Raw genomic sequence first — 18,077 nt, forward strand, 5'->3', positions numbered from 1 at the left:
GGATCAGGTCGGTGGAGTCTGCGGCAGCCCGAACTTCTCGAACAGGTCGAGATCGAAGAAGCAGACGACGTGCGCGACTCCACCGGCCGTGACGTCGAGGACGTGGAGCTGGAACGGCCGGTGCACGCCGTCCTCGCCTCGCATGTAGAGGCCGAAGGCGGGCTGGCCGTTCGCCCATGAGGGGAGCAGGCGCATGTCGCCGGCACGTTGTGCCGGACAGTTGTTGCTGATGAGCCGGCCGATGTTCTCACCACCGAGGTACCAGCCGTCGAAGGGCGGCATCTCCCACACGGCTTCCTTGGTGAAGATCTCCACGATCGCCTCGACGTCGTAGTTCTCGAAGGCCGTGACGTACCGCTCGAGGAGGGCCCTTTCCTCTGGGGATTCCGGTTCGACGAGGGTGTCGGTGGTGGGCATGGCCAGTTCGAGCTGCGCGCGGGCCCGCTGCAGCAGGCTGTTGACCGCGGGAGTCGTGCTGTCGAGAGCCGCGGCGACCTCGGACGCCTTCCACTGCAGCACGTCGCGCAGAACCAGGACGGCGCGCTGGCGGGGAGGCAGGTGCTGCAGGGCGGCGATGAACGCCAGCCGCACCGATTCGCGGGAGGTGACGATGTTCGCGGGGTCGCTGGCGTCGTCGTACACGCTGTCGGGAATCGGCTCGAGCCAGGGCACCTCGTGCCGTTGGACCAGCTCGGCGGTGGGATCCGAATCGGGCGCACCCAGCCCGCTGGGCAGGGGTCGCATGGACCGGCTCTGCAAGGCCGTCAAGCAGGTGTTGGTGGCGATCCGGTAGAGCCAGGTGCGCAGCGACGACTGCTGCTTGTAGCCCCCGTACCCGCGCCACGCGCGGATGAACGTCTCCTGCATCTGGTCTTCGGCATCGTGGAGCGAACCCATCATGCGGTAGCAATGGGCCAGTAACTCACGTCGGTAAGGGTCGGCGAGGGCGAGGAAATCCTCGTCGAGCGACTGCGCGGCCGTCATAGTGGGCAGCTTACTGCTGCCCACCGACGAGTGTCGGCACTCGCGCGCACCGGCCCGAAGTTCAGCCCCAGTTCACCATCGGCTCTCCCGTCTCGAGGAGTGTCTTCAGTCCGCTCAGGACCTCGTTCCAGCCACCACCGGCGCCTTCCGCTTCGTGCTCGCCCGCGACCATCCGTGCCATCTGCGGGGCGTTGGTGAGGTCATGTGTCACAGTCAATTTCGTGACTCCGGGTCGACTCGACGGCGCAATGTCGTAGGTGAGCGTGGTGAATCCTTCGATGTTGTCGGGGTCCATCAGCATGCGCCACGTCTGGACGAGCTTCTTCGGCGGATCGCACTCGAGCACCTCGCCGTCGACGACGACGTCGGGCACCCCGGGGTGGGCCTTCATCTCATCGCTGGCGCGCGACTCGTACTTGCCTCCGGGTCGGAGGTCGTAATGCACGTGTCCGCCGTACCCGTACCTCTCCGACCACTCCGGCTTGGTGACGGCCTCCCAGATCGCCTCGGGCGTTGCCTTGATGTACACGGCATAAACCTGCACGATTTCAGTCATTTCTCTTCCTCCAGTTCGGCTTTCAGCTGAGCGAGCGCCGCGGCGTGACGCTCGGTGTACTTGTCGATCCACCTCTGGTGGATCAGCTGGATCGGCACGGGGTTGAGATAATGCAGCTTTTCCCGGCCGGCACGACGCGTGACCACCAGGCCCGCGTCTTCGAGTACGCGCAGATGCTTCATGACCCCGAATCGGGTCATCTCGACCTGCGACTCGAGTTCGGTCAGCGTCTGACCGTCATGGGCGAACAATCGATCGAGGATCAGGCGGCGCGTGGGGTCGGCCAGCGCCTTGAAGACGTGATCGTCGTCCATGACTCCACGATAGGTGACCATTTGGTCACATGTCAACGAATTCGCGTCCAGTTCACCTCGGTGACACGGTGCGACGCCGAAGTCGGACATGTTCGCTCCCTAGCGTCCGGATGTCCCGTTGGCATGCATGGAGGTAACAGACAGTGACCACAGCACCACTCAATCGCCGCGGCTTCCTCGGCAGGACCGCGCTGACCGGCTTGGGCGTGGCGCTCGCCGGTAGTGTCGAGGCCTTCGTCCGACCTGCTGTGGCGTCCGCGGTGCCCGGTCGGGCGATCGGCTACGGGCCGCTGATTCCCGACCCGAACAGGATTCTCGCGCTCCCGGCCGGATTCTCGTACACGGTGGTGTCCCGGTCCGGCGACACCAAGATGGACGGCGGTGAGTCCGTGCCCAGCGACTTCGACGCCAACGGCGTGTTCGCCCGGCAAGGTGGGGGATCCACTGTGGTCAGCAACCACGAGATCGGCAAGGACGAGCCGTTCGGCGTGCCCGCAGTCGAGGGGCTCACCTACGACGCGGGTGCGCGCGGCGGCACCACCACCACGACGGTGGACGCGGAAGGCAAGTGGCTCGGTCAGTACGTGAGTGTGGCGGGGACGGTGAACAACTGCGCCGGCGGGATCACGCCGTGGGGAACGTGGCTGACCTGCGAGGAAACCGAGGCCCGCGCGGGAACGGGCGGCTTTCTCCTCGACCACGGATACGTCTTCGAGGTCGATCCGGCCGGACAGGACGCCAACCGGGGCAAGAGCCCGGTGCCCTACAAATTCCTGGGCCGGTACGAACACGAGGCAGTCGCCGTCGATCCGGCGACCAATGCCATCTACCTGACCGAGGATGCGTCCGATCCGAACGGCCTGTACTACCGCTGGACGCCGCCGCAGGGTTTCCGCGGGGGACCCGGCGCGCTCCGCGGACTGGCGCAGTCGTCGGGCGGGGATACCGCAGGCGCCCTACAGGCCATGGCGTGCTTCCAGGACGGTGTCCACGTACGCGACCTGTCGCAGGCGACGGAACCCGGTGTCCGGTACACGGTGCAGTGGGTGGACGTGCCCGACCGCGACGCCAAGAGCACCCCGGTGCGCAAACAGTTCACCGACGACCAGGTGACGCGAAGCCGAAAGTTGGAGGGGCAGTGGTGGGGTGACGGTGGAGTCTACTTCGTCGCCAGCTTCGCGCGTACCGGCGACGGCAGTGCCGCCGAGCACGACGGCCAGGTCTGGTTCTACGACCCCGCGACGGAGACGGTCACACTGAAGACGTTGTTCGGCGTCAACCCGGACCCGGCCGTGGACACCGGAAACTACGACCGCCCCGACAACATCACCGTGTCTCCGCACGGCGGTGTCATCCTCGCCGAGGACGGCGACGGCATCAGTCATCTGGTGGGGGTCACGGCGGAGGGAGAGCCGTTTGCGCTGGCCCGTAATGAGCTGAACGACAGCGAGTTCTGCGGTCCAGCGTTCAGCGCGGACGGGAAGACGCTGTTCGCCAGCATTCAATCGCCGGGGCTGCTTCTGGCGATCCGGGGGCCGTGGCGCCGCCCCGTGCTGTGAGTACTTGTTAACAGCGGGGTGTTAACAAGTACTCACAGGGGGTATTTCAGCGGAGGAGGACGCCGTTGCCGGTGTCCGTGACCGGGGTGCCTCCGAGCACGCCGGCCACCTGGTCTTCGCTCAGCCCGAGGTCGCGTAGGCGATCCCAGACCGCATCGAATTCGATGAGCTTGGCGTTGAGATCGTTTCGGAGGCGGTTCACCTCGTCACGAATCTTCTCGGCCTCGTCGATCGCTTCCAGGGTCTGCTCGGGCTGAGGCAGGAGCAGGGACAGGAGCCGGTCACGAGCGTCCGCGCTCAGGCCTGCGAACGGCTGTTGGTCGGCGGGCGCCTCGTGCCTGCCTCCGCGGGAATCGGCGGACGGGATCGGCGTGGTATCCGACTCCGATGCCCGTTCGGCCGCCATGGCGTAGTCCGGTTCCTGCACCGGATCCTGGTCGCTCGACAGGTCGATGGTGCGACGCAGCGGGCGGTTGGGCAGCAGGATGACGGCGAGCAGGGTGACGAGGGCGACGAGCGCGGCGATGAGGAAGATCCGGCCGGTCGCGTCTCCGTATGCGGCACGAATGACGCTCTGCACGGGTGCGGGCATGGACGTGAGGTCCAGGCTGCCGCCACCGCTGCTCGACCCTGCCGGGATGCCGAGCGTGGCGAATCCGTCGGCAGAGAGGTCGGAGACCCGTGTCGCCAGGACCGACCCGAGAACCGAGACGCCGATGGCACCACCGAAGGTTCGGAAGAAGGCGACCGAACTCGAGGCCGCACCGATGTTCTGGACGCTGACAGTGTTCTGCACGGCGAGCACCAGGTTCTGCATCAGCATGCCCATGCCCAGACCGATGATGGCAATGTAGAGGCTGACGAGGGTCAGGCTCGTCTCGTGATCGAGGGTGCTCAGCAGCCCGAAACCGATGATCATCAATACTGCGCCGCCGACAACGAACGACTTCCACTTGCCGAACCGGGTGATGAGCTGTCCCGAGCCGACCGTGCCGATGAGCATCCCGGCGACCATCGGAATGGTGAGGACGCCGGCCATCGTGGGGGTGTAGCCCCGCGAGGTCTGGAAGTACTGGCCGAGGAAGGTGGTGGAACCGAACATTCCGACACCGACGGCGACGGATGCGATGATCGCGAGGCCGGTGGTCCGCTCGGTGACGATCTTCAGCGGGATGATGGGAGCCTTCGCCTTGGCTTCGACCAGGACGGTTGCCACGAGGAGGAGCACGCCGGTGCCGACGTACAGCGCCGTCTCGCGGGAGAACCACTCGTAGTAGCCGGCCTTACCTGCGAACGACACCCAGATGAGCAGGATGGACACGCCCGCGGTGAGCAGCAGCGCTCCGAGCCAGTCGATGGAGACGTTGTCCTTCTTCTCGGTCGGGAGGTGCAATGTGCGCTGCAGCAGGAACAGCGCGACGACGGCGAGCGGGACGCAGACGAAGAACGTCCAGCGCCAGCCGAGGGGGCTGTCGACTATGACTCCGCCGAGGATCGGGCCGCCCGACATCGAGACCGCCATGACGGCGCCCATGTAGCCGGAGTACCGGCCACGCTCGCGGGGCGAGACGATGGTGCCGATGATGGCGACGACGAGCGCGGTCAGACCGCCCATGCCGACGCCTTGGATGACCCGCGCGGTCAGCAGAAGCGGCACGTTGTGTGCGAATCCGGCGATCACCGAACCGATGACGAAGATGACGATCGCGCTCTGGACCAGGACCTTCTTGTTGAACAGGTCGGAGAGCTTGCCCCAAATGGGCGTCGAGGCGGCGTTGGCCAGCAACGCGCTGGTGATGACCCAGGCGTACGCGGTCTGTGTCCCTTTGAGGTCGCCGATGATCGTCGGCAGGGCGGTGGAGACGATGGTGGTGCTCAGCAAGGCCGTGAAGAGGGCTGCGAGCAGGCCGGTGAGGGCTTCGAGAATCTGACGGTGACTCATGGCCTGCGGTTCGCCGACCGGCGTGCGGATATCTGTTTCGGTCATACGCTTTGTGTTCCAATCGGGTTCGAGCTCGATACGATCCGGTGCTCGGCATCGAAGAGTGTTTCCTTCAGATGCCGGATCGAGTCGAGGGCCGTGGCTGCCTCGGTTTCGTTCCATCCGGTCAGCATTTTTTGCATGCGTGCGGCACGTCGTGCCCGTACGTGTTTCACGTACGCCAAGCCGTCGTCCGACACGCGTATTCGGAATGCACGCCCGTCCGCAGGGTCCGGGTGCCGGGTGACGTACCCGGCGTCGACCAGATCGGTGATCTGGCGACTGAGGGAGGACTGACTGACGCACATTTCCGTGGCCAGTTCGTTCTGCCGGCATTCACCCCTCCCGGCCAGGACGAGGAGAACTCCTGTCAGGGCGCGGGGGAGGTGGTCGTCGGCTTCCGACGCCAGGGCATCGCGAAGCACCCGACCGAAGAGGAATACCTCGTCGATCAGAGCTTCGGTCGTGCCGAGCGAAACGGACGACACGGAAGACGCGGCTGGCGTGGACATGGCAACAACCCCTGAGGACGACTTACTTTCTGCATGCAACTATATACATCGTTACCCCAAGCAAGTAACTCTTTTGGCTGTCTTCCTCGTCACAGAGCGTTGGACGAGGTTGTGACCGCGTCGGCCCTAGGTGGGGGTGAGACGGTAGTGGAGGCGCTGCGGTTCGCCGCCGACGAGCTGGCGAGATGCTGCCTGCACGCCCTGACCGCCGCCACCGGCCTGTCGACCCGGGAAGCGGTCCAGCGGCTGGTGCAGGTCACCATGGATGGGTGGCGCCCGGCGCGCTGACCGAGCCCGACCCGCCGGGTGGCCTGGTCTGCAGGTGGCCGGAACGGGTTGTAAGCGACGGCCGCCCGCGCGGGCATCGGCGCCCTGCTTCTGCGGGTGAACACCGCAGCAGGGCGCTTCGGTCGGACGCTCAGCGCCGTACGAGCCGGGCCGGGCCGAGGTCGAGTCGGCGCAGAAGTTGCGCGTTGAGCGGTATGACGATGGTGGAGACCGACATCAACACCGCCGCGTGTCGCGCCCTAGAGGGTCGACAGGATCTGTTCCATGGTGGTGATTTCCTGCTGCTGGGTGGTGATGATGTTTTGCGCCATCGCTTTCGCCTGCGCGTTCTGGCCGTCCTCCACCTCGGTCTGGGCCGGGGTGATCGCACCCTTGTGGTGCTCGATCATCTGGGTGAGAAAGAGTTTGGCGGCATCGACGCCCTGGGCGTCGCGCAGGGCAGCCATGTCTTCGGCCGACATCATCCCCTCCATGTCCTCGCCGCCCTCCATGCCGGGCATGTCCATTCCACTGGTGCCCACCGGTGGGATCACCACCGGTGCCTCGGGCATCTGCATCCCGGTGCCCATGGGCATGGACTCGGTCATGTTCATGCCGGTCGTGGTGGTCGCTGCGGCGCCTTGGCCCCACGCGGTCAGCCAGGCGTTGAGTTGCTCGATTTCCGGGCCCTGCGCGGCCTTGATCTGCTGCGCGAGGTCGACCACCCGGGGGTCGATCCCCTGTTTGGTGAGCAGCATGTCACTCATCTCGATCGCCTGGCTGTGGTGGGGAACCATCCCCTGCGCGAAGGCGATATCGGCGTCGTTGTGCTCGGCGGCACCGTTTTCGGCACTCACCGAGGTGGTGGCGGCCGAGTTGGTGGTCGCGGCGCTCTCCTCGGTGCCGGAGTCACCGCACGCTGTCAGGGCCAGCAGCAGCGCCGCCGATGCGGCGCCGAGGGCGACGGACTTGTTCATCGACAACTACCTTCTCTCTTCTTTCGGCGGATGCGCTGACAAAGACGGGGGTCACGCATCCGCGCAGGCCGTGCATGTCTGCGCGCACTCGGCGCGCGCCCCGATGCAGGCCAGAAGTGTCGCCTGGTCGATGTGCCCGCAGATCCTTCGGATAGCTCTCGAGCATCTGCTCGGCTGTGCTCACGATGACTCCCTTTCCACAAGGGGCATTCGGTGGCGGACGCCGCTGAAACAACGTCGGCCCGTCACCCCTATACCCGTAAACCCGTACGGGTAAACAGTCGGTCGACCCCGAGCGGGTCGCGCATGCCCGTGAGCGGTTGCTCAGCCGCGACGACGCCGCCCGGTTGAGCAGCATCTCGAGCCTGCTCGCCGACCCCACCCGGACCCGGGTGATCAACGCCCTCGACCTGGCCGAAGAACTGTGTGTGGGCGATATCGCCCTGACCCTCGACCTCGGCGGACACGCCGTAGGGTACGCCCTGCGGATCCTGCGCACCGCCGGTATGGTCACCCGCCGCAAGGCGGGACGCACCGTCTATTACCTTCTCGCGGAAGGGTTTCCGGAACCGTTGCGGATGCATTGCCTGCGCCGCCTCGTCGAGATTTCCGACGAGAACGCCGGGGTGGACGACGACTACTGATCCTCGAGCCGGGCTTGTGTACCGGGTTTTTCAGGAGCGGACGAGCCGGGCGATCGCGTCGGTGGCCTCTTTGATCTTCGCGTCGGCTTCGGGACCGCCGGCAACGGCGGCGTCGACGACGCAATGACTGATGTGGTCTTCGAGCAGTCCCATGGCCACGGCCTGCAAGGCCTTGGTCATCGCGGAGACCTGAGTGAGGATGTCGATGCAGTACTTGTCTTCCTCGACCATCCGCTGCAGTCCGCGGGCCTGGCCTTCGATGCGCTTGAGGCGCTTGAGGTAGGCGTCTTTTTCGGTGATGTAGCCGTGCGCGGCATGGTCATGGCCGTCGGTCTCGGCAGGTGCCTGGGTGGCCGCGGGAGTGGTGGCCATGGTGTCCTCCTGGAATCCGAGTGTCATGCCGAGCACCCCCGATTATGCCCGCCCGGGGTATGCGGGGCGGGGTGTGGGCCCTCGACCCGGCGGCCGATCGCCGATGCGGCGCACATCACCGCGCACCGGGCCGCCGCCCGGGTCCCGGGATGCCGGGCTATGCGCACCAAGGTCGTTGTCACCGTTGCCATGATCTTCTCCTTTCGGGACCGGATTCGGGTTAACCGGCGCGGGTTGGGCGGGCGGGTACCCGCCCACCCCGCGCCTCCTGGATGCGTTGCCTGCGGTTATCCGGTGAGGGACCGGAATCGGCGCAGCCGCAGGCTGTTGCTGACCACGAACACCGACGAGAACGCCATCGCCGCACCGGCGAGCATCGGGTTGAGTAGCCCGGCCGCGGCCAGGGGGAGGGCGGCGACGTTGTAGGCGAAGGCCCAGAACAGGTTGCCCTTGATGGTGCCTAACGTCTTGCGGGCCAACCGGATCGCGTCCGCGGCGGCGCGGAGGTCCCCGCGCACCAGCGTCAGGTCGCTGGCTTCGATCGCGACGTCGGTGCCGGTGCCCATCGCCAGACCGAGGTCGGCCTGCGCCAGGGCGGCTGCGTCGTTGACACCGTCGCCGACCATCGCGACGACCTTGCCCTGATCCTGCAGCCGTTTGACGACGTCCACCTTGTCGGCGGGCAGCACTTCGGCGATCACCTCGTCGATACCGACCTGGTCGGCGATCGCGCGGGCGGCGGCGGTGTTGTCGCCGGTGAGCATGATCGGCGTCAGGCCCAGCCTGCGCAGCTGTCCGATCGCCTCGGCAGAGGTGGCCTTGACGGCGTCGGCGACGACGAGCACGGCTCGGGCTTTACCGTCCCAGCCGACTGCGACGGCGGTCTTGCCCTCGGATTCGGCTGCGGTCATGGCCGCTTCGAGATCGGCGGGTAGGTGCTGTGCCCAGTCCGCGAGGAGCCGGGCCCGGCCGACGACCACCGCGTGCTCGTCGATCATGCCCTGCACTCCGAGGCCTTCGATGTTGATGAACTGCTCCACCTTCGGCAGGGCGCCGACCTTGTCGCGGGCGCCCTTGGCGATGGCCGCGGCGATGGGGTGCTCGGAGGAATCCTCGAGGGCACCGGCCAGGCGGAGCACCTGCATGGTGTCTTCGCCGTCGGCGGTGATCACATCGAGCAGGGTCATCTTGCCGGTGGTGACGGTGCCGGTCTTGTCGAGCACCACGGTGTCGACACGGCGGGTCGATTCGAGGACCTCGGGCCCCTTGATCAGGATGCCGAGCTGGGCGCCGCGGCCGGTGCCGACCATCAGTGCGGTCGGGGTGGCCAGGCCGAGGGCGCAGGGGCAGGCGATGATCAGCACGGCGACGGCGGCGGTGAACGCGGCCGCGAGGCCGCCGCCGGTGCCGATCCAGAAACCCAGCGTGGCGACGGACAGGGCGATGACGATCGGGACGAAGATCCCGGAGATCTTGTCGGCCAACCGTTGCGCCTGCGCCTTACCGGTCTGGGCGTCTTCGACGAGTTTCGCCATCTGCGCGAGCTGGGTGTCGGACCCGATGCGGGTGGCACGCACGGTGATCCGGCCGCCGACGTTGACGGTGGCGCCCACGACCTGGTCGTCGGGTCCGACCTCGACGGGCACGGATTCGCCGGTCAGCATCGACGCATCCACCGCGGAAGAGCCGTCGGTGACGACACCGTCAGTGGCGATCTTCTCCCCGGGGCGGGCGACGAACTCGTCACCGACGGCCAGTTGATCGACCGGGATGCGCTGCTCGACACCGCCGCGCAGCACCGAGACCTCTTTGGCGCCGAGTTCGAGCAGGGCCCGCAGGGCGGCACCGGCGCGCCGCTTGGAGCGGGCCTCGAAGTAACGGCCGGCGAGGATGAATGTGGTGACCCCGGCGGCGGCCTCGAGGTAGATGTTGCCGGCCCCGTCGGAGCGGGAGATGGTCAGCTCGAACGGGTGGGTCATGCCCGGCATACCGGCGGTGCCCCAGAACAGCGCGTACAGCGACCAGCCCAGGGCGGCGAGGGTGCCCATCGAGATGAGGGTGTCCATTGTGGAGGTGCCGTGCCGCAGGTTGGTGAAGGCGGCCTTGTGGAACGGCCACGCCCCCCACACCACCACCGGGGCGGCGAGGGTGAGCGAAAGCCACTGCCAGTGGGTGAACTGCAGCGCCGGAACCATGGCCATCGCGATCACCGGCACACTGAGCGCCAAGGAGACGAGCAGCCGTTGACGCAGTGCGGCCGTGGGGTCCGGCTCCGCGGCGGGGCCGGCCGCGGTATCGGCGGCGGGCGGCGCCGGGATCTTGGCGGTGTAGCCGGCCTGCTCGACGGTGGCCACGAGATCCTCGGTCGACACAGCACCGACGTAGTTGACGCGGGCCTTCTCGGTGGCGTAGTTCACCGTGGCGGTGACGCCGTCGAGTTTGTTGAGCTTCTTCTCGATCCGGTTCGCGCACGAGGCGCAGGTCATACCACCAATTTCGAGCTCGACCTGGCCGTCGGCGGTCGGGTGCTGCGTGACGGAATTCATCGTTCCTCCTTCCGGGTGTGGTGGTGTTCGTCAGTGTCCGTGTCCGGCGGGCATCGGTTCCGGGGCGGGGGGCGCCGCGGCGCCGGAACTCTGCCCGGCGGTCAGGGTGAATTCGGCGGTCCGCACCACTCCATCGTGCTGGAAGTCGAGGAACAGGCGGTAGTCGCCCGCGCTCGGGGTGGTGACATAGAAGTCGATGCCCGGACCGGGTGCGGTGACCCCGTCACCGGGATGGCCGTCCGGGTGCACGTGCAGGTAGCCGAGGTCGGCGGCCCGCAGGGCAACCAGGTGACCGTACGCGCCGAGGTAGGGCTGCAGATCCGTCACCGGCTGCCCGCCGCGGGCGACCGACAGGGTGACCTTCGAGGCCTGACCCGGGGTGAGGGTGCCGTCGAGGGTGACGGTGTACCCGTCGACCACGGTGGCTGCGGCCACCGGGGGCAGGGTCTGCGGATCGTAGGCACCGGCGACCTGCAGGTCGGCGCCGAGGGTCACGCCGTCTCCGCCGTCGGGGGTGAAGTCGGCGAACACCCGGTACGCCCCGGCGCGGGTCAGATCGAGCGGAACGGACCAGGTTCCGGCGGCGTCGAGTACCGGGTGCACGTGCTGGTATCCGGTCAGGTCGCGGCGCACCGCGATCAGATGTAGTTGCTTGTCGTGGCTCTCCACGTAGCGGGTGACGGGTGCTCCGTCGGCGCCCAGGATGCGGAACCGTAGTGGCACGTTAGCGCCGGCGGGAACCTGCGCCGTGTCCAGTGCCAGGGTGTATCCGCTGTCGGTGACCATCAGTCCTCCAGGTGTCTGTTCGGCGACCGGTGCGCCCGTAATCGAACCGGGTCCGGCGTCGTGGGTTGAGGTGTCGTGTGTGTCGGCCGGTGCGGGTACCTCGGGGCCGAAGGCGGCCCCGGCCCCGAGGGCGAGTGCGAAGACCGCGGCCAGGCCGACGGTGAATCCGGCGAACTTCGACGATGCGTTCATCGTGGGAATCTCCTGTCCGGGTCTGGGTGTCGTCAGGTCAGCCGGCGAGCTGGTAGCCGGCCTCGTCGACTGCCCGGGCGAGCGCTGCCTTCTCGATCGGGGAGTCGGAGTCGATAGCGACCCGGCCGCTGGCGAGGTCGACGTCTACGGCGGTCACGCCGGGGAGGTTGCCGATCTCTTCGCGGACCGAGGAAACGCAGTGCCCGCAGGTCATTCCGGTGACGGTGACGGTGGTGGTGCTCATCGATGTCCTTCTTTCGTCGATTCGTTCGCCAGGTGCGATCGGGGTGCCGCGACCCATCTACAGATTTACCATACCCCCCTATGGTATTCAACAGCGGTAAGGGTCAAGACCTGTGTTCATCGGATATATACCCCCTGGGAGTGTTCTCGAGATGTCGGTCGTGAGGCCGTGGGGATCTTGGGAGACATTCACTTTCGGCGACTTGGCATGGATCACTCCTTGCGTTCCACACCATACCCCCCTAAGGTATCTGTAGTCGTAGAGGAGTAGCGCGGAATCCAGGAGGGCAGCGATGAGTACAGAAGATGGCAACCGAACCGAAAGATTGAGCTATTCAGAGTTATTCGTGGTCGACCGGGGGATGGGGATTCGATGTTGCGGGTAGGTCGACCCCCCGCGCTCGTCATGTTCATCCCATATTTTATACCCCGTACCGGTAAGGAATGATTGTCATGTCTACTCAGGCTTCACCCACACGCAAGTGGTGGGCGCTGGCACTCATCGCCGCAGCCCAATTCATGGTCATCATGGACACTTCCATCATCGGCATCGCGCTACCGAAAATGCAGACCGACCTCGGTTTCTCCCAGGAAAACCTGACCTGGGTGTTCAACGCCTACGTCATCGCCTTCGGTGGACTACTCCTGCTCGGCGGACGCCTGTCCGACCTGTGGGGCGCCAAACGCATCTTCGCCACCGGCTGGGTGGTTCTGCTCGCCGGATCGGTCATCGCCGGCGCCGCCGGGAACGTCGGCACCGAACTGGCCGGACGCGCCATCCAGGGCGCCGGGGCCGCACTGATCGCACCCTCGGCACTGACGCTGCTGATGATGCTGTTCGGTTCCAACCAACAGGAATTGACCAAGGCCCTCGCCGTCTACGGTGCCGCCGCACCCGCCGGCGGTACCGCCGGTGTGTTCCTCGGCGGCATGATCACCGAATATCTCAGCTGGCCATGGGTGTTCTTCATCAACATTCCCATCGCCCTGATCGCCCTCGCCGCGACACCGCTGCTGATGCCCAACGCCCCCGCCCGATCCGGTTCGATCGACATTGTCGGCGCACTGACCGTCACCGCCGGTCTGGCGCTCGCCGTCTACTCCATCGTCCGGGCTCCCGAGGTCGGCTGGGGCTCCGGTCAAACCTGGGGATACCTCACCGCGTCCGCGGTGCTGCTGGCCGCGTTCGTGCTGATTCAGTCCCGGCGCCGTGACCCCCTCATGCGCTTGGGAATCTTCGCCGCCCCCAACCTCGCTGCCGCGAACATCGCCCAGCTGCTGCTCGGTGCGGCGTGGATCCCGATGTGGTTCTTCCTGAACCTGTACCTGCAGCAGGTGTTGGGGTACAGCGCCTTCCCCGCCGGCGCAGCACTCCTTCCGATGACGACACTGATCATGCTCGGCATGATCGTCATCGCGCCGCGGGCGATGCAGCGGTTCGGGGCGAAACCGATGATCGTGACCGGCTTGATCGTTCTTGCGACCGGGCTGGGGTGGATGGCACTGGTCCGGCCCACCGGTAATTTCTGGGTCGACGTGCTACCGGCTTCCCTCGTTGCCGCAGCGGGTATGTCGCTCGCCTTCATTCCCTCCCTCGGCACGGCGATCTCCGCCGCACGGCCCGAAGAGGGCGGATTGGCGTCGGGCATTGTCAACGTCAGCTACCAGGTCGGCTCGGCACTTGGCCTGGCAACCATGACCGCGGTCGCTGCCTCGTTCGGCGCCAACCAGATCGGTAACCTCCCGGAGTTGACGAACGGATTCTCCGCCGCCTTCCTCGGCGCCGCCGTTATCGCCCTGGCCGGGGCGGGCGTCACCGCGGTGTCGATGCGCACACCGACGACACACTCGGACCTCACCCCGGAGGCGGCGCTGAACTGACGGCCGCAACCGCTCTGGTGGGATTCGGACACCGTCCGAATCCCACCGGCGACGTCTCGTGGGTCGGTCTGCGGTCGATCTGGCGTAGTCATCGGGTGCACCGATCCTGCCGGGGATCGGTGCATCGGTCACATGCCCGACATCGGCGAGGACATATCCGGCATCGGGGACAGCGACTGCAGCAGCGCCGGGTGGACGAGGACGGCGACCCCGAGCAGGACGACCGCGGTCCCGACCACCCGGGTGAGCGCGACCGAATGGCGGGAGTTCTTTTCGGCCAGGAAGATTACGGCGATCGCCGCCATCCAGGTCAGGTTCATCAACCCGACGACGAGAAGGACCGCCATCAACGCCCAGCAGCAGCCCAGGCAATAGAGCCCATGCGAGGCACCTGCGCGGAAAGTGCCCCGCAGACCGGTTCCGAAGTCGTGGGTGGCGAGGAAGGTCAGCGGGGTGCGGCAGGCCCGCAGGCACGCCTGCTTCCACCGGGTGAACTGGTACCCGCCGGCGATGACCAGCACACCACCCGCCGCGACCTCGACCCACGTCGAGCCGTGCGAGATCCGGCGGAAGCCGAGCAGCACCGCCAGCGGAACGACCCCGACAGCCGACCACACCGCCAGGTAGCCCGCAGCGAAGGTGACCGTCGGGGCGATTCCGCGGGCCTGCCGGCGCATGACCAGGCGGTGCAGCAAGACGATCGGGGCGATCGTCGGAAACATCATCGCCACCATCATCGTTGTCCACATGGCGAGAAAGACGGCGGCCCCCATGTCGAAGGGCATGGCCGTGCCGACCCACGCGAAACCCTGAACCATCGATTCCATGCCGCCCGCAGTACGGATGGTGCGCCACCACGCCACCCCGGCAAGGGCGAGCAGAATCCCCACTGTGGCGAGCGTCGCCCGGCGTTCGAGGGCGCTGTAGGCCATCCGGGGAGTGTCCATCCTCGGGGGCTGGCTCATCGGCACTCCTCCATCACACCCACCGCCTCGCCCGGGCGAGCTGGGCCGCACCACCGCCGCGTTTGTCGCGGCAGCAATTCTGCGAGTCAGAACTTGCCGGCTGCTCCGGCGGGCGTCATCCGGTTCTCGCTGGACCACTCGACGCGCGAGTAGTACGCGTTGTTGCCCGGGTGCTCGAATGTCACTCCGTCGGCGTCGAGTCGCAGCACCGAGGTAGTGCCGATCTGACCGTCCTGGAAGATGAACCCGTCCTCGAGCACCATGTGCGGTTCGTGCTTCTCCCCGGTCACCGGGTTTGTGAAGCTCTGCATCTGAACTACCAATTTGTCGCCGACCTGGACTCGGGAATCGGTGTCCCGGTCGTCGATCTCGATCGTCTCGAAAAACGGACCGTGGATCTCGCTGACGGTCGCGGCGAGGATCTCCCAGGGCAGACCGGGATCCTCGGCGGTGAGAATCGGCAGCAGGGCCTGCCGCTGCTCGGGGGTCGCGTCGATGAACAGGGCCATCGTTCCGTTGCCTTCGTGGATGGCGCCGGGCCATTTCACCGCGCTCGCGACCTTCGCCCCGGCCAGGTCGACGCCGTCGCGTTCACCTCCGGTGACCTCGAATCCGACGACACCGTCACAGTTTCCGTGGGTGGGAAAGCCGCTCATGTTGCACGGGCACCCCAGGTCGCAGTTGCAGGCCTCGTAGTAGTTTGCCGAGATTCGCCAGGCCATGTCTCTCACTCCTCGTCGCTGAATCGTTCCGCTAGGTCATCATGCGCAGCCCCGTGGGTGCCCCCGCAATTCATCCGTTCAGCGCACAGCCGACAGCCCCGGATCGAGCCGGTATCTACCCATGCTCCCACTTCGCTACCACGCGAACAACGATCCGGGAAGCGGGCGCGGATAACGTCCACGTACGCGGACAGGGACGGGCCTCACAGGTCGAGGAAGCGGCGGACTTCCGGGACGACGGCAGAGGCGAGATCGTCCGCCGTCCGCAACGCGTCGAACGACACGGTCCGCGCGAGGGCCGCATACGGGATGGTCGCGCTCATGCGTTCGGCGAGTGCGGCCGGATGGCGCTCATCGGCGCCGGGGACGATGAGCTGCACGACCGGACCGTTCCCGCACTGGGCGGCGAACAGGAGGGTCCTAGAGCCAGGAACGTGGAACCCGGGCGTTCCCGGCGACCGCATCGAACGAAAACGGTTGTCCTGCAATTCCTATTGGGCGCAGCGTGGTAACGGCGCGGCGGCATCGTTGGGAACTGACTACCGCCGGGGCGGGTTCTAGTCGGCTCCCCAGGTCGCCGAGACGCCGCGGTCGCGCAGCCATTGGCTCGGGTTGAGCCGGTTGCCGCCTGCGTCCAACACCTCGAAGTGCAGGTGCGGACCGGTCGACTGACCACGGTTGCCGACGGTGGCGATCTGCTGACCCGCCGCGACCCGCTGTCCGACGTTGACGATGAACTCATTGATGTGGCCGTAGACGGTGACGGCGCCGTCGTCGTGGCGCACCCGCACCCACAACCCGAACCCGGAGGCCGGGCCCGCGGAGATGACTTCACCGTCGGCCGCGGACTGGATCGGGGTGCCGATCGGGGCCGCGATGTCGATGCCGCCGTGGTGCGCGCCCCAGCGGGGGCCGTAGCCGGAGGACAGCGTGCCGGATACCGGCTGCACGGTGCGGGCTTTGAGCGGAGCGGGGGTGCCCGGGTTGACCGGCCCGAGCACGCCGGGCGAGGGCGGGGCGGCCGGGATATCGGGCAGCTCGATCGCGGGTAGCTGAACACCGGCGGGCAGCAGGCCCGGCGGGATCTCGAGCGGGCGGGCGGCCGCGGACGCGGCGCCGAACTGCGCGCCGCCGATCAGAATGGCACCGGTCGCAGCGGCGACAGTCGCGATCTTCAGGCGGCCGGTGATGGAATGAGAACGATGTGCCGTCCTGCGGTGCTTCGCCACGGTGTCTTACCTCGTCTGTGTTGGCTAGGCGCGCGCTCCTGAGATTCGCGGCCTCGGACCCCCGTCGAGAAGGAAAGTAACAAAACGGTATCGACTGCGCCATCGTGACCCAATCGATACTCAAATATGATCTTGCTCGAATACGTCCACGTCAGCGGCCTGGAGCGACCAGCACCGCCAGATAACGACCCACGGGATTGCCGTCCCGCATGCCTCGTTGAGCAGTGCCGCGCAAGGCGAAGGAAACCAGCACTGACCTCGATATTTGCGAGTCGGCGAGAGGTGTGGGGGATCGGCGCGACGACATCCCGTGACGCGGTGCCTGGCCGCGTAATGGCTCAGCGCAAGCGGACACGCCGCCAGGACTCACAAATGTGACGAACACCACAGTAATGTCCGGTCGAAGGGTGGGGCGCGTAGATCAACTGTCGCGGTTTCGTGGTGTTCACCGAGGTGGCCCACCTGCGACGCAGCTATTCCAGGCGGGCTGTGACCTGTGTGGCGATCTTGGTGGTCGTGAGGTGGTGGTCGAGAGTGGCGTCGGCGACGATGGGGGTGGGCGACGTGCTACGAATTGCGCCGACGCGGGCCGAACCGGTGGGGGCGCCGCCGAGGTCCTTCTCCTGGGCGCCGAGCGTTCTGGGTGCATCAGCTGGCCTGCTCGTCTCCCGGAGAACAGCTGGCGGGAGTTGCGGTTGGTGGCGGTGTTACGTGCGCGTGAAACTGTCTGGGGGAGCGGTCCTTTCGCCGAGCGTCCCGGAGATTTGAGCGTGTGAGCTCGGCACTGCGCCACAAAGAGAACCGCGGATCGCCTGGGTTGAACAGGTGCGCGCGTGCGGTGATCGGGAGGCGGAGAGAAATACAAGTCCCAGGACCTGGCGGCCGTCACGTTCAGGCAGTTGCGGTCGTCTGACGCCGGGCGGCAGCATGAGCCGCTGCCGATACTCCGCCCGGCCAACCTTCCCCGCGAGGTCTGGGACCGACTACTGATCGAACACCACGCCGCGGCCGGGCAACCACACGAACCTGCCCAGCGACACTGAAAAACAGGTCGCCACACCCCAACCGATCTGAGGAGACTCCACAGATCAGGACCATGAACGATCCATGGTCTTTGTCAGTGTGCAGCGACCTGTTGCTCGTCGCGGAAGCCACCATAAACCGCCACACCGACAACACCGCGTCGGCCACAGTCATCGCGACATGTGGGGTCGCGGTGGCGGCCAGCCTCGAGATCTTGATGCGCTTCTACGGTCCGACGAAGGCCTTTCTCGACAAGACGTGGCAACTACCGGACATCGAACTCACCGAGCAATGATCACCGAACGACTCAACTCGGAGCCGGGC

At 66.6% G+C, this 18,077-nt stretch carries 20 protein-coding genes and 1 pseudogene; 5 read left to right on the forward strand and 16 right to left on the reverse strand.

Features of this window, described 5'->3' with window-relative positions; translation table 11 throughout:
• Positions 1-3: 3 nt before the first annotated feature.
• The 3 genes from HYG77_RS22365 to HYG77_RS22375 all read right to left on the reverse strand — a co-directional run bounded on the left by HYG77_RS22365 (position 4) and on the right by HYG77_RS22375 (position 1,854).
• Positions 4-984, reverse strand: a complete 981-nt coding sequence (locus HYG77_RS22365; RefSeq protein ID WP_208960661.1) for a sigma-70 family RNA polymerase sigma factor — start codon at positions 982-984, stop codon at positions 4-6.
• Positions 985-1,045: 61 nt separating this feature from the next.
• On the reverse strand, positions 1,046-1,540 hold the full coding sequence (locus HYG77_RS22370) for an SRPBCC family protein (RefSeq protein WP_109332952.1): 495 nt from the start codon (positions 1,538-1,540) through the stop codon (positions 1,046-1,048).
• Complete coding sequence (locus HYG77_RS22375; protein WP_159924660.1) at positions 1,537-1,854, reverse strand: metalloregulator ArsR/SmtB family transcription factor; 318 nt, start codon at positions 1,852-1,854, stop codon at positions 1,537-1,539. Before HYG77_RS22375 ends, HYG77_RS22370 begins: the two co-directional genes overlap by 4 nt.
• A gap of 143 nt (positions 1,855-1,997) precedes the next feature.
• Here HYG77_RS22375 and HYG77_RS22380 point away from each other — a divergent pair, with 143 nt between their 5' ends.
• Complete coding sequence (locus HYG77_RS22380; RefSeq protein WP_208960662.1) at positions 1,998-3,413, forward strand: alkaline phosphatase PhoX; 1,416 nt, start codon at positions 1,998-2,000, stop codon at positions 3,411-3,413.
• 46 nt (positions 3,414-3,459) lie between these two features.
• Here HYG77_RS22380 and HYG77_RS22385 read toward each other — a convergent pair whose 3' ends face one another.
• Both HYG77_RS22385 and HYG77_RS22390 read right to left on the reverse strand, forming a co-directional pair.
• A complete protein-coding gene (locus HYG77_RS22385) occupies positions 3,460-5,355 on the reverse strand; it encodes an MDR family MFS transporter (RefSeq protein ID WP_109335327.1) in 1,896 nt (631 codons plus the stop codon).
• 41 nt (positions 5,356-5,396) lie between these two features.
• On the reverse strand, positions 5,397-5,906 hold the full coding sequence (locus tag HYG77_RS22390; RefSeq protein WP_109332948.1) for a MarR family transcriptional regulator: 510 nt from the start codon (positions 5,904-5,906) through the stop codon (positions 5,397-5,399).
• Positions 5,907-6,017: 111 nt separating this feature from the next.
• On the opposite strand from HYG77_RS22390, the gene HYG77_RS22395 reads away from it, so the two are divergent.
• Positions 6,018-6,194, forward strand: a complete 177-nt coding sequence (locus HYG77_RS22395; protein WP_162603154.1) for a hypothetical protein — start codon at positions 6,018-6,020, stop codon at positions 6,192-6,194.
• A 239-nt stretch (positions 6,195-6,433) separates the two neighbouring features.
• Here the strand turns inward: HYG77_RS22395 and HYG77_RS22400 are convergent, their stop codons facing one another.
• Together HYG77_RS22400 and HYG77_RS39785 are read right to left on the reverse strand one after the other, a co-directional pair.
• The gene (locus tag HYG77_RS22400) at positions 6,434-7,150 is read right to left on the reverse strand and encodes a DUF305 domain-containing protein (RefSeq protein WP_208960663.1); all 717 of its coding nucleotides are present in this window, start codon (positions 7,148-7,150) and stop codon (positions 6,434-6,436) included.
• Between the two features lie 54 nt (positions 7,151-7,204).
• A pseudogene (locus HYG77_RS39785) lies at positions 7,205-7,316 on the reverse strand (four-helix bundle copper-binding protein); the annotation flags it as partial.
• A gap of 154 nt (positions 7,317-7,470) precedes the next feature.
• Between HYG77_RS39785 and HYG77_RS22405 the strand changes: the two are divergent.
• Entirely contained in the window at positions 7,471-7,794 is a 324-nt protein-coding gene (locus tag HYG77_RS22405) for a metalloregulator ArsR/SmtB family transcription factor (protein WP_208960664.1), read from the forward strand.
• Positions 7,795-7,824: 30 nt separating this feature from the next.
• On the opposite strand, the gene HYG77_RS22410 is transcribed toward HYG77_RS22405, so the two are convergent.
• The 5 genes from HYG77_RS22410 to HYG77_RS22430 all read right to left on the reverse strand — a co-directional run bounded on the left by HYG77_RS22410 (position 7,825) and on the right by HYG77_RS22430 (position 11,934).
• Positions 7,825-8,166, reverse strand: coding sequence for a metal-sensitive transcriptional regulator (locus HYG77_RS22410; protein WP_109335326.1), 342 nt, complete (start codon positions 8,164-8,166; stop codon positions 7,825-7,827).
• A gap of 23 nt (positions 8,167-8,189) precedes the next feature.
• Positions 8,190-8,357, reverse strand: coding sequence for a hypothetical protein (locus HYG77_RS22415; protein WP_162603282.1), 168 nt, complete (start codon positions 8,355-8,357; stop codon positions 8,190-8,192).
• A gap of 96 nt (positions 8,358-8,453) precedes the next feature.
• Positions 8,454-10,712 (reverse strand): heavy metal translocating P-type ATPase, encoded by a 2,259-nt coding sequence (locus tag HYG77_RS22420; RefSeq protein ID WP_208960665.1) that lies wholly within the window; start codon positions 10,710-10,712, stop codon positions 8,454-8,456.
• A gap of 30 nt (positions 10,713-10,742) precedes the next feature.
• Complete coding sequence (locus tag HYG77_RS22425) at positions 10,743-11,690, reverse strand: hypothetical protein (RefSeq protein WP_208960666.1); 948 nt, start codon at positions 11,688-11,690, stop codon at positions 10,743-10,745.
• Between the two features lie 37 nt (positions 11,691-11,727).
• On the reverse strand, positions 11,728-11,934 hold the full coding sequence (locus HYG77_RS22430; RefSeq protein ID WP_208960667.1) for a heavy metal-associated domain-containing protein: 207 nt from the start codon (positions 11,932-11,934) through the stop codon (positions 11,728-11,730).
• A 452-nt stretch (positions 11,935-12,386) separates the two neighbouring features.
• On the opposite strand from HYG77_RS22430, the gene HYG77_RS22435 reads away from it, so the two are divergent.
• Entirely contained in the window at positions 12,387-13,814 is a 1,428-nt protein-coding gene (locus HYG77_RS22435) for an MFS transporter (RefSeq protein WP_208960668.1), read from the forward strand.
• A 128-nt stretch (positions 13,815-13,942) separates the two neighbouring features.
• Here the strand turns inward: HYG77_RS22435 and HYG77_RS22440 are convergent, their stop codons facing one another.
• The 4 genes from HYG77_RS22440 to HYG77_RS22455 form a co-directional block, all read right to left on the reverse strand.
• Positions 13,943-14,779 (reverse strand): DUF2182 domain-containing protein, encoded by an 837-nt coding sequence (locus HYG77_RS22440; protein WP_208960669.1) that lies wholly within the window; start codon positions 14,777-14,779, stop codon positions 13,943-13,945.
• An 86-nt stretch (positions 14,780-14,865) separates the two neighbouring features.
• Positions 14,866-15,501, reverse strand: a complete 636-nt coding sequence (locus HYG77_RS22445) for a DUF1326 domain-containing protein (RefSeq protein ID WP_208960670.1) — start codon at positions 15,499-15,501, stop codon at positions 14,866-14,868.
• A 203-nt stretch (positions 15,502-15,704) separates the two neighbouring features.
• The gene (locus tag HYG77_RS22450; protein ID WP_208963589.1) at positions 15,705-15,881 is read right to left on the reverse strand and encodes a hypothetical protein; all 177 of its coding nucleotides are present in this window, start codon (positions 15,879-15,881) and stop codon (positions 15,705-15,707) included.
• A 177-nt stretch (positions 15,882-16,058) separates the two neighbouring features.
• The gene (locus HYG77_RS22455; RefSeq protein ID WP_208960671.1) at positions 16,059-16,730 is read right to left on the reverse strand and encodes a M23 family metallopeptidase; all 672 of its coding nucleotides are present in this window, start codon (positions 16,728-16,730) and stop codon (positions 16,059-16,061) included.
• Between the two features lie 1,096 nt (positions 16,731-17,826).
• Here HYG77_RS22455 and HYG77_RS22460 point away from each other — a divergent pair.
• Positions 17,827-18,048: a hypothetical protein gene (locus tag HYG77_RS22460; protein ID WP_208960672.1), complete on the forward strand. Its 222-nt coding sequence runs from the start codon at positions 17,827-17,829 to the stop codon at positions 18,046-18,048.
• Positions 18,049-18,077: the final 29 nt, after the last annotated feature.

The organism is Rhodococcus sp. ZPP, assembly GCF_017656075.1.
GTDB lineage: Bacteria > Actinomycetota > Actinomycetes > Mycobacteriales > Mycobacteriaceae > Rhodococcus_F > Rhodococcus_F oxybenzonivorans.

What these genes read in the sequence shown, in the direction of transcription:
- HYG77_RS22365 (WP_208960661.1), bottom strand. Translation starts at nt 984, where the DNA reads ATGACGGCCGCGCAGTCGCTCGACGAGGATTTCCTCGCCCTCGCCGAC.
- HYG77_RS22370 (WP_109332952.1), bottom strand. Translation starts at nt 1,540, where the DNA reads ATGACTGAAATCGTGCAGGTTTATGCCGTGTACATCAAGGCAACGCCC.
- HYG77_RS22375 (WP_159924660.1), bottom strand. Translation starts at nt 1,854, where the DNA reads ATGGACGACGATCACGTCTTCAAGGCGCTGGCCGACCCCACGCGCCGC.
- HYG77_RS22385 (WP_109335327.1), bottom strand. Translation starts at nt 5,355, where the DNA reads ATGAGTCACCGTCAGATTCTCGAAGCCCTCACCGGCCTGCTCGCAGCC.
- HYG77_RS22390 (WP_109332948.1), bottom strand. Translation starts at nt 5,906, where the DNA reads ATGTCCACGCCAGCCGCGTCTTCCGTGTCGTCCGTTTCGCTCGGCACG.
- HYG77_RS22400 (WP_208960663.1), bottom strand. Translation starts at nt 7,150, where the DNA reads ATGAACAAGTCCGTCGCCCTCGGCGCCGCATCGGCGGCGCTGCTGCTG.
- HYG77_RS22410 (WP_109335326.1), bottom strand. Translation starts at nt 8,166, where the DNA reads ATGGCCACCACTCCCGCGGCCACCCAGGCACCTGCCGAGACCGACGGC.
- HYG77_RS22415 (WP_162603282.1), bottom strand. Translation starts at nt 8,357, where the DNA reads ATGGCAACGGTGACAACGACCTTGGTGCGCATAGCCCGGCATCCCGGG.
- HYG77_RS22420 (WP_208960665.1), bottom strand. Translation starts at nt 10,712, where the DNA reads ATGAATTCCGTCACGCAGCACCCGACCGCCGACGGCCAGGTCGAGCTC.
- HYG77_RS22425 (WP_208960666.1), bottom strand. Translation starts at nt 11,690, where the DNA reads ATGAACGCATCGTCGAAGTTCGCCGGATTCACCGTCGGCCTGGCCGCG.
- HYG77_RS22430 (WP_208960667.1), bottom strand. Translation starts at nt 11,934, where the DNA reads ATGAGCACCACCACCGTCACCGTCACCGGAATGACCTGCGGGCACTGC.
- HYG77_RS22435 (WP_208960668.1), top strand. Translation starts at nt 12,387, where the DNA reads ATGTCTACTCAGGCTTCACCCACACGCAAGTGGTGGGCGCTGGCACTC.
- HYG77_RS22440 (WP_208960669.1), bottom strand. Translation starts at nt 14,779, where the DNA reads ATGAGCCAGCCCCCGAGGATGGACACTCCCCGGATGGCCTACAGCGCC.
- HYG77_RS22445 (WP_208960670.1), bottom strand. Translation starts at nt 15,501, where the DNA reads ATGGCCTGGCGAATCTCGGCAAACTACTACGAGGCCTGCAACTGCGAC.
- HYG77_RS22460 (WP_208960672.1), top strand. Translation starts at nt 17,827, where the DNA reads ATGAACGATCCATGGTCTTTGTCAGTGTGCAGCGACCTGTTGCTCGTC.